Origin of the sequence: Streptomyces sp. YS-3 (assembly GCF_045257485.1) — a bacterium.
GTDB lineage: Bacteria > Actinomycetota > Actinomycetes > Streptomycetales > Streptomycetaceae > Streptomyces.
Map to the genome: position 1 here is coordinate 1 of NZ_JBJHPC010000782.1, position 2,698 is coordinate 2,698.

The 2,698-nt window shown below is 72.3% G+C and carries 1 protein-coding gene; it reads left to right on the top strand.

The features are described from left to right. Window positions 1-270 precede the first annotated feature (270 nt). A complete protein-coding gene (gene ilvD / locus ACJA3G_RS34695; RefSeq protein WP_406557010.1) occupies window positions 271-2,121 on the top strand; it encodes a dihydroxy-acid dehydratase in 1,851 nt (616 codons plus the stop codon). The last annotated feature ends 577 nt before the right edge of the window (window positions 2,122-2,698 follow it).

Consider the following 2,698-nt stretch of genomic DNA (forward strand, 5'->3'; position numbering starts at 1 on the left):
GGCGGGTAGGGGATCACCCGCCGCAGGCGCCCCCCACCCGCACCTGACCGTATGCCGAACCGGCGTCCCGCCATCCGGACGAGCTGTCCGGATCCTGGAGTCGAGGCGTACGGCGGGTAGGGGATCACCCGCCGCAGGCGCCCCCCACCCGCACCTGACCGTATGCCGAACCGGCGTCCCGCCATCCGGACGAGCTGTCCGGATCCTGGAGTCGAGGCGTACGCTCGAAGCAGCCCGATCCGGCTATCTGGATGCTGAGGAGCGACCGCAATGCCCGAGCTGAGGTCCCGCACCGTCACCCACGGCCGCAACATGGCCGGCGCCCGCGCCCTGATGCGTGCCTCGGGCGTAGCCGGCGCGGACATCGGCAAGCCGATCATCGCGGTGGCGAACAGCTTCACCGAGTTCGTGCCCGGGCACACCCACCTCGCCCCCGTCGGCCGTATCGTCTCCGACGCGATCCTGGCCGCCGGAGCCGTCCCCCGCGAGTTCAACACCATCGCGGTCGACGACGGCATCGCGATGGGCCACGGCGGCATGCTCTACAGCCTCCCCTCCCGCGACCTCATCGCGGACAGCGTGGAGTACATGGTCGAGGCGCACTGCGCGGACGCCCTCATCTGCATCTCCAACTGCGACAAGATCACCCCGGGCATGCTGATGGCCGCGATGCGCCTCAACATCCCCGCCGTCTTCGTCTCCGGCGGCCCGATGGAGGCCGGTCAGGCCACCCTCGTCGACGGCACCGTCCGCAAGCTCGACCTCATCGACGCCATGGTCGACGCCGCCAACGAGAAGATCTCCGACGCGGACGTCCTGCGCATCGAGGAGAACGCCTGCCCCACCTGCGGCAGCTGTTCCGGCATGTTCACCGCCAACTCGATGAACTGCCTCACCGAGGCCATCGGCCTCAGCCTGCCCGGCAACGGCTCGGTCCTCGCCACCCACACCGCCCGCCGCGCCCTGTACGAGAACGCGGCCCGCACGGTCGTCGACATCACCAAGCGGTACTACGAGCAGGACGACGCCTCCGTCCTGCCCCGCTCCATCGCCACGCGCGCGGCGTTCGAGAACGCCATGGCCCTCGACATCGCCATGGGCGGCTCCACCAACACGATCCTGCACCTGCTCGCCGCCGCGCAGGAGGCCGACCTCGCGTACGACCTCAGGGACATCGACGCCGTCTCGCGCCGCGTCCCGTGCCTGGCCAAGGTCGCGCCGAACGTGGCGCCCACCACCACGTACTACATGGAGGACGTGCACCGCGCCGGCGGCATCCCCGCCATCCTGGGCGAGCTCTACCGCGCGGGCCTGCTGAACGAGGACGTCCACACCGTCCACTCCCGCTCCATCAAGGAGTGGCTGGACGCGTGGGACGTGCGCGGGGGCTCGGCGACGCCGGAGGCCGTCGAGCTGTGGCACGCGGCGCCCGGCTGCGAGCGCTCGGCGACCGCGTTCTCGCAGTCCAAGCGGTGGGAGACGCTCGACACCGACGCGGCAAACGGCTGCATCCGCGACGCCGCCCACGCGTACTCCAAGGACGGCGGCCTCGCGGTCCTGCGCGGCAACCTCGCCGAGGACGGCTGCGTCGTGAAGACGGCCGGCGTCGACGAGTCCATCTGGACGTTCGAGGGCCCGGCGGTCGTCTGCGAGTCGCAGGACGAGGCCGTCGACAAGATCCTCCGTAAGGAGGTCAAGGAGGGCGACGTCGTCGTCATCCGCTACGAGGGCCCCAGGGGCGGTCCCGGCATGCAGGAGATGCTGTACCCGACGTCGTTCCTCAAGGGGCGGGGTCTGGGCAAGTCCTGCGCCCTGGTCACCGACGGCCGCTTCTCCGGCGGTACGTCGGGCCTGTCCATCGGCCACGCCTCGCCCGAGGCGGCGTCCGGCGGCACGATCGCCCTGGTCGAGGACGGCGACCGCATCCGCATCGACATCCCCAGCCGTACGATCGAACTCCTCGTCCCCGAGGCGGAACTGACGGAACGCCGGGCCGCGCTGGGCGGGGTGTACGCGCCGAAGTCCCGCGAGCGCAAGGTGTCGGCGGCGTTGCGGGCGTACGCGGCGATGGCGACGAGCGCGGACCGGGGCGCGGTCCGAGACGTCTCCAAACTGGACTGAGCCCTCCAACCCCAATGCGGGGTGGTGCCCCGGCCCGTCGTGCGGGGATGCGGGGTTGTGCCGCCCACCCCTCGTGCGGGGCGGCCCTCCGTTCCCCCTCCGCGGGGCTGCGCCCCGACCCCTTCCCGGCGGGGCTGCGCCCCGGGCTTCCCGGGCTTCCGTGCGGGGCTGCGCCCGGGCCCTCCTGGCGGGGCTGCACCCCCGGGCCCTGTTCGCGGGCCTGCGGCCCCTGCGCCCCGCTTCTTTCGCCTGCGGACCGTGCTGGGTTGCTCGCGCAGTTCCCCGCGCCCCTAACTACCTAGGGGCGCGGGGAACTGCGCGCTCAGCCACAGACAACCCGCAGACAACGACCGGCCCGGGAAACGGCGCGACCGGCAGCGCACCCGCAGTCGAAGTTCCGGCCCGATAAGGGGCGCGGGGAACGGCGCGACCAGCCCACCACCGACCCGCAGACAACCACCGGGCAGATCAGGGGCGCGGGGAACGGCGCGACCAGCCCACCACCGGCCGGCAGACGACCCCCGGCCGAAAAGGGGCGCGGGGAACTGCGCGACCAGCCACAGACAACCCGCAGCCG